Raw genomic sequence first — 6,677 nt, forward strand, 5'->3', positions numbered from 1 at the left:
ATATCTTCTACGACTTCCTCTCTTGAGACAGCAATTCATGAAGATCGCCGTTAGTTGAATTCACATAGCTGAATTTATCATGCTGTACAATGGGCTCTATACTCCAGATTATGAAGCAGCCCACCTGAAGGTGTATGCCCATGTACACAGAACCCTCACTGTCTACTTTGGTACAAGCTCTATTTATATTACTATACATGATCGACGGCTGATGGTCAGCAATTCCCTTATAATCATGTTCAAAAAGGACAACCTCTTAGATTTTTCAAGTGGTACACCTCAGATACCGTAGAGCACCCATACCCAGAGCGGAAGCAGCATGGAACCAATAATCGCACTCATGATCATCGAAACAGAGCTTAATGCCACAGCATTCTCTCCATACTCGAAAGATCTGGCCATCCCAAGGGCATGAGATGCTGACCCTAGACCAACCCCATAGGCATGGCTGCTCTTTATTTTTGCCCACCTTAATAGCATTGGCCCAAGTAATATTCCCGAGAAACCTGCAATCATCACAAACAGTGAAGTAAAAGAGGAGTTCCCGCCAACTTGATCAGCAAGTTGAATGGCAACAGGTGTAGTTACGGATTTGGGTAAAATGGCGATAACCATCTCTTTCGGATACCCTAGCAGGATTGCAACCGATGCACCTGAAAACATGCCTGTAATGCTACCTATAATAGTGCCACCTATAACGGGGAAGATATTCTTTTTTAACATATGGATATGTTTGGATAAAGGGAACGCCAAGGAAACAACAGCTGGTCCGAGCAGTTCCTGAATCCATTGCCCCCCAAGCATATACGTATCTAGCGAGATATCTGTTATAACCAAAATTAGAACAAGGACAGCCGTTGTCGTTAGAACAGGCATCACAATAGGCCACTTCAATCGGCGATACACATATGTCGCTCCCGCATACATCACAATCGTCAATATAATCATTCCTAGTCCAAGGAGGATGGATGACATGAGAGCTCCTCCTTACGCTGATACTTTGCTCGCCAGGCTACAATCCAATGACTAGTCAGAGCAGATAACAGACAGGTGATTAGTGTGCTTACGATTAAACCGAGGACAAGTAAGATGGTATTGGCTCGGAAGAAATCGAAATGATTGATAATACCGACGGTTGGTGGAACAAATAACAATTGTAGATTGGATTGAAGCCAGGATGAGCCTTCTTCACCCCAGCTGATTTTGATCCAGCCTAGTTGAATGACAATGAACAAAACTAACATTCCTATAATGCTACCCGTAAGCGGTAGATTGAGTATGGTTTGAATCATGTTTCCTATCCAATAGAAGCCATACATACATATGACTTGTAGGACTATTCCTATATATTTTTTTAGCGGAATACCCAACGGTGTACCTTCTTTCTCTTTACCTAAAATAAATAACTCTCTGTGGAAAAATTAATATTATAATCGCCCAGCGGTATCGGTATAAATAGCTGTTCTATTCCCTAAACCAAGGTCATCGCTCTAACGTTAAGTCTCCCCTGCGGATAACAAGTTATATGTCCCAGAAGTCCACCTCGAAGGGTAGTTCAAGGGTAGAACTTTAAACTTCTAGCTAATAGCGTTGGTTCCCATTTCTATCACCCATTTATTGAAACAAAAATACTTGGCACCTCTATGCCGTTTCATCTTCTGTGGCTAAAATAAGTTTCACCAAGATTTTGGTGGCTATGCGTCCATTAAAGCGTTACGCGAGTTGGCTTTAGAGCGTTGCGAGACAGCTGGATCGCCTACTTTTGTTTGTCCTTCATTACCTTCATCGTTTGCAGAGAAGCGTCCGCTACACCATGGAACTTGGCTCCCTCATCCCGCAGAAGCTGTATACGCGCAAGGATCGTTGGGCTGATACGCTCCCCAGGATATACGAGAGGAATGCCTGGAGGGTATGGAATAACCATCTCTGCAGAACGGCATCCAGCACATTCATTAATAGTTACTTCTATGGTGTGCTCTTCTCTGATGGGCTGGAGTGAAAATGGGATTGGCTCCGAGTGAGACACCTTTTCTTGAAAATTGTTCCACGTGGAAATGTAGTGCTTCTCTTCTCTCATATGCTCCTCTGAGCCCTCAGACGAGAGCGAACCGTTCTCAGCAGCAGAAGCTAAGCTGATGTCCTGCAAAGCCTGTAACACATGATGGGCATCCTCCTCTGTAGAGCCCAAGCTGAAGAGCAAGACGACGTACCGTTCGTCGCTCATCTCGGGTATGCAGCCGCGCGCTTCAAGCTGCTGCTGCAAGCCATAACCGCTCAGTATTCCTAACCCGTCATAAATGACGGCCTTGAATGGATCCTGAGCGGTGTATCCTGCGGCGGCGTGGCCTAGCTCTGCCGCCGCCGCTTGCCCATGCATCTGCTCTGGCTGTGCAGCAGATGCATGGGCGGTTTGGTCAGCCGGCTCTACTTCGGCTGACAGCCCTTGCTGCTGCAGCGCCGCAGGCTGCAGCAGTTGGAAGCGCGGCAGCTCCGCGAGGCCGCGCTTGAAGGTGTGCACGGCGGCGAGCCCCGCCGTGAAGGTCTGCGCGCCCTGCACATGCAGGAGCCGGCGCGCAAGATCGAGCGAAGCCATCACAGGGTATGATGGGCTTGAGCTCTGCACCATGGCCAGTCGCTGGCGCAGCAGGGAACGGTTAATCCGTGTTCCCTGAACGTGCAGCATGGCTCCCATGGTGAAGGCAGACAGCATCTTATGTGTAGACTGCACTACACCGTCCGCTCCGCAGGACAGTGCAGATGCAGGCAGCTCCGGATGCTGTCCATAATGCGCGCCATGCGCTTCATCCACGAGCAGCGGCATGCCGGCCTCGTGGCAAATACGGGCAATGGGTGATAGATCAGCGCCCATCCCATAATAGTTAGGCAACGTGACAAATAGTCCCTTTGCATCAGGATATGCCTGGACAGCAGCTTGTACCGTCTTAACAGACGGCATAACGGCAAGTCCAGACGTAGGATCAACCCAAGGCTCCATGAATACAGCCTTGGCACCGGCCAGCATCAGCCCATGGATAACGGACTTGTGTACATTACGTTGTACCAGCACGATACTTCCCGGCTCATCACACACGGTTAAGAGCAATGATAGATTACCAGCTGTACTCCCCCCAACTAAAAAGAAACTTTCTTCAGCACCATAACAATCCGCTGCCAACTGCTGTGCCTCCAAAATAACCCCCTCCGGATGATGTAAATCATCCGTACCCGAGATCTCCGTCACATCCATACGCATCATCTCTAGAAATGCTCTCGTAGGTACAACATTAGACTGGGACTGCCTCTCCTGATGCTTCTCTTCCCATAGCGTAGTATCTTGTGGAGACTTCTGTCTTTTATAGGCAGCAACAACATGCTCTCCCTCTACTATATCTACTTGTGATTGCTCTAACGGCTCTCTCCCTAAATGGCTCTCATTGTACTTTGCAGCTTGATCATCAGAATGTGCATGTTCTTCCTTTTGCAATACAGCTCGATATACTTGTCCATTTTTGTGTCCGGGTACATGAAATGAACGTTGTCCAGAGTTCCGATATGCGAGTAATGCTTCATACAACGGTGCACGATGTGATTCCAATTCCATATCTTACCCTTCCCATATGCTCAGTATTTTAATAAACCTAGTACTAGTCCATCATTCTTTTCAGTTTCAAATTAACACTGACTTCATAACTCTTCCTATATGATATACGATAAAATATCAATTTAACGGTATTCCTCTACAAGCCCAAATACAATTTGGGTTCGCTATGTCTTCTCCAGAACGATACTCCTTCTAGTTGTAGCTCTTACACCAATGACCCTCCGTCCGTTGAACCAATTCATTTCCTAATTCAATCTCCATTTTAGCATATCCCTTTTTACCGTACTCAAGACGATCTCCTTCATACCCTTGAACACACAGAAAAAAGACCCTCACGGGGTCTCGATCATACCTACACCTATATATTGTATGTTGTCTTTAAGCGTTCTTTTGCACCCATATTTGCTTCATCTGATGGACAAAATAGTTGTACTTTGCATCCTGTGCATCGGTATGAACCATTTCAGCTTCACAAGTATCACATATAAATTCGGATACAATAAAAATGCCGTCTCGTTTACGTTGCTCGCATATGATACATGTGTGTTCGGCGTGTCCTTCCATCAACCATCCCACCTTGTTTTACGTTTACTATCAGTATTGCACAGTTTCTATTATTTTAAACCTTTTCATAGTGCATTTCTTTTACAAAATATATATATTCACTTCTCCCCTCTTGGGTGTCTGTACCTATAATAAACATCATCATCACTTTAGAAAACGTCTATTCATGCCTGTTCTACAAACTTATTCTGGATTACATAGTCGATATGCTTACGATTTAAACGATAAATACCACCCATTAGGATACACTCCAAAACTAATATTCTATTATCTTAAAAAATCTTTGATTTACAGCCGATATATAATACATCACCATTGGAAACTGACAGTCTGTCTCATCGAGAGTATAATTGATTCTAGACTCGCTAAGGTTAAACATCTTGTACATCATCTCATCATGACTTACAAGGTTCATATAAGCATAAGGACTCACACCACATCTAGATTGAAGCATCTTGCACATCAACGTGATCCCTGAAGGAGGATTTGTCCACGTATGGTCGCCGAACCGGAGAATAAAGCTACATTCTATCAATACCGGCTTCTGAAAAAAAAGGTCATCGCTCGTAGTGTCATCTACAGCTATCTCTGCTTGCCTGTTATCATGCTATTTTTTAATCTACTCGCATTCTCCTGGATGGGTCTCTTATCTTTTGTACTGGCAGGCCCCATTACAATTTGGATTCACTATGTCATCGCTAGAACGATACTCCTTCTAGTGCGTAGCTCTTACACCAAACGCTGGCGCTGGAGCCTCCGTATGCCTTGGCTTGGGTATATCCCTGACCAGCATTTCAGCTACCGTATGTTTGTTCGCGTACACTTTAATATTTGCTGGATTGGCCTATGCATCATCACAGTATGTCTGATCTGGTCACCGCTATCTTTTTCGTTTGCGTTAATATTCTGGCATATCTGGCTGCTTGTCCCTCGTTTATATGTAATTTTGTTTCTTTCCAGAGAACGCAAAGATGGTCTGATCAAATTGACTAATCAAGATGTTTCTTATTATCTTCAATAATGAATCCGGTCTCATTCCGATTGAGAACCATCCCTTTTAGTACTACATATTGCTTTGCTAATTCACTCTTTTCCTTCTACTTTATTTCATGTTCAAGATCAATACATCAACCAACATAGCAACAAAGGTTATCCACAGTGGATAACCTTTGTTTATTTCGCCTAACTTCTCCTTTATCCACACGCTGGGTACAATCCATCAGAGTTATCCCCAACATTTAGTTTCAATTTTGCTTCATATCATCCTGCCCTCTAGCTACTTTGTCGCTCACTCTTCTCCTCGATCTAAGGGGACTGCCTAGGTCAAACCGGAGGAAAGTGAGAATGGACGTCAAAACTCATGACCTTTATGACCTAGGCTACATATGACCGACACCGCACTTGCTCGGCTTCTGTACCTCTCTATTCCTTAAATATCCGTGATACGCTTTACCTTAATGCTTCTGTCTTCCACTACCCCATCTGCGCTTAATTCCCCATTGGCTACCTTAGTCTTAGTCGTGAGCAGATCGCTAATCGTCATTAGGCTTTTCCGTTCAATTATGAGGTTATTGGATAGCAAATGATCAACTGCATCTTCTCACACCAAAATAAAATCCATTACATGCAAACAAAAAAGCACCCGTCAATGTAACGAGTGCTTTTGTATATAGGCTTGAACTCATCAATCTAAACTACTTCATGATCATGCACGGACATCGCTAGTCCTCGTCATCCAATGATTTTACAGTCGTTTGAGCTGTATCATTCTTTGGAACCATTAGCGTAAAGAATCCATCATGCACAGCTAACTGTACGATATGTCCCTCTTTAGCAAATACACGTAGGGAACTTGAGGTATTGGAATTACTCTTAGCCAGCTCCTCTGTCCAGCCCCAATTTTTGATTTCGTTTAGATATACTTCAGGCAAGCTTGTGCTTTCACTAATACCAGACAATGTATATCGAACATAATCCATATCTGAATTACCTTCAGATTGGTCAGATTTATTGGCTACCTTGGGAACGGGGAATCCTTTTTCATTAACCGCTCCTTCATAAGAAGTCCATGCGACTCCTGTTTCACCGCAAGCGGTTAGTATAACCAACATGCAGATCATAAGAAATGAACATAGTCCGAGTCTTCGCCGACTTAACACACACACCCTCCTTTTCACAGCTGCACATTCCAGCTCTGTGTTGAGGTACTTTTAGCATAATTAACATAGTCCTATTATACTGGTTTTATGCTTTCTTTCCGTAACAAAACTGTTACCTTCTTTTCGTTAGAAAATGTCAAAACGATATCATATTTTCAGAAAAGGCCAATAAACAAATAAAAACCACCACCGAATAACATCGGCAGTGGTTCTTTGCTTGGCGGCATCCTACTCTCCCAGGACCCTGCGGTCCAAGTACCATCGGCGCTAGAGGGCTTAACGGTCGTGTTCGGGATGGGTACGTGTGGAACCCCTCCGCCATCGCCACCAAACGCGTAGCTTACATCTCAGAG

At 44.4% G+C, this 6,677-nt stretch carries 6 protein-coding genes and 1 rRNA gene; 1 reads left to right on the plus strand and 6 read right to left on the minus strand.

Going from position 1 to position 6,677, the window contains the following annotated elements:
* Nucleotides 1–279: 279 nt before the first annotated feature.
* The 4 genes from M3636_RS27760 to M3636_RS27775 form a co-directional block, all read right to left on the minus strand.
* Nucleotides 280–975, minus strand: coding sequence for an LrgB family protein (locus M3636_RS27760; protein ID WP_251384642.1), 696 nt, complete (start codon nucleotides 973–975; stop codon nucleotides 280–282).
* Nucleotides 951–1,292 carry a CidA/LrgA family protein gene (locus M3636_RS27765; RefSeq protein ID WP_251384643.1) on the minus strand — a complete coding sequence of 114 codons (342 nt, stop codon included), beginning with the start codon at nucleotides 1,290–1,292 and terminating at the stop codon, nucleotides 951–953. Before M3636_RS27765 ends, M3636_RS27760 begins: the two co-directional genes overlap by 25 nt.
* 464 nt (nucleotides 1,293–1,756) lie before the next feature.
* The gene (locus M3636_RS27770; RefSeq protein WP_251384644.1) at nucleotides 1,757–3,601 is read right to left on the minus strand and encodes an aminotransferase class I/II-fold pyridoxal phosphate-dependent enzyme; all 1,845 of its coding nucleotides are present in this window, start codon (nucleotides 3,599–3,601) and stop codon (nucleotides 1,757–1,759) included.
* A gap of 378 nt (nucleotides 3,602–3,979) precedes the next feature.
* Nucleotides 3,980–4,165: a sigma factor G inhibitor Gin gene (locus M3636_RS27775; RefSeq protein WP_128099747.1), complete on the minus strand. Its 186-nt coding sequence runs from the start codon at nucleotides 4,163–4,165 to the stop codon at nucleotides 3,980–3,982.
* 496 nt (nucleotides 4,166–4,661) lie between these two features.
* Here M3636_RS27775 and M3636_RS27780 point away from each other — a divergent pair, with 496 nt between their 5' ends.
* Nucleotides 4,662–5,186 carry a hypothetical protein gene (locus M3636_RS27780; protein ID WP_128099746.1) on the plus strand — a complete coding sequence of 175 codons (525 nt, stop codon included), beginning with the start codon at nucleotides 4,662–4,664 and terminating at the stop codon, nucleotides 5,184–5,186.
* A gap of 700 nt (nucleotides 5,187–5,886) precedes the next feature.
* Here M3636_RS27780 and M3636_RS27785 read toward each other — a convergent pair.
* Nucleotides 5,887–6,324, minus strand: a complete 438-nt coding sequence (locus M3636_RS27785; RefSeq protein WP_251384645.1) for a hypothetical protein — start codon at nucleotides 6,322–6,324, stop codon at nucleotides 5,887–5,889.
* 215 nt (nucleotides 6,325–6,539) lie between these two features.
* A 5S ribosomal RNA gene (gene rrf, locus M3636_RS27790) occupies nucleotides 6,540–6,656 on the minus strand.
* Nucleotides 6,657–6,677: the final 21 nt, after the last annotated feature.

The organism is Paenibacillus sp. MER 99-2, from assembly GCF_023714095.1.
Classification (GTDB): domain Bacteria; phylum Bacillota; class Bacilli; order Paenibacillales; family Paenibacillaceae; genus Paenibacillus.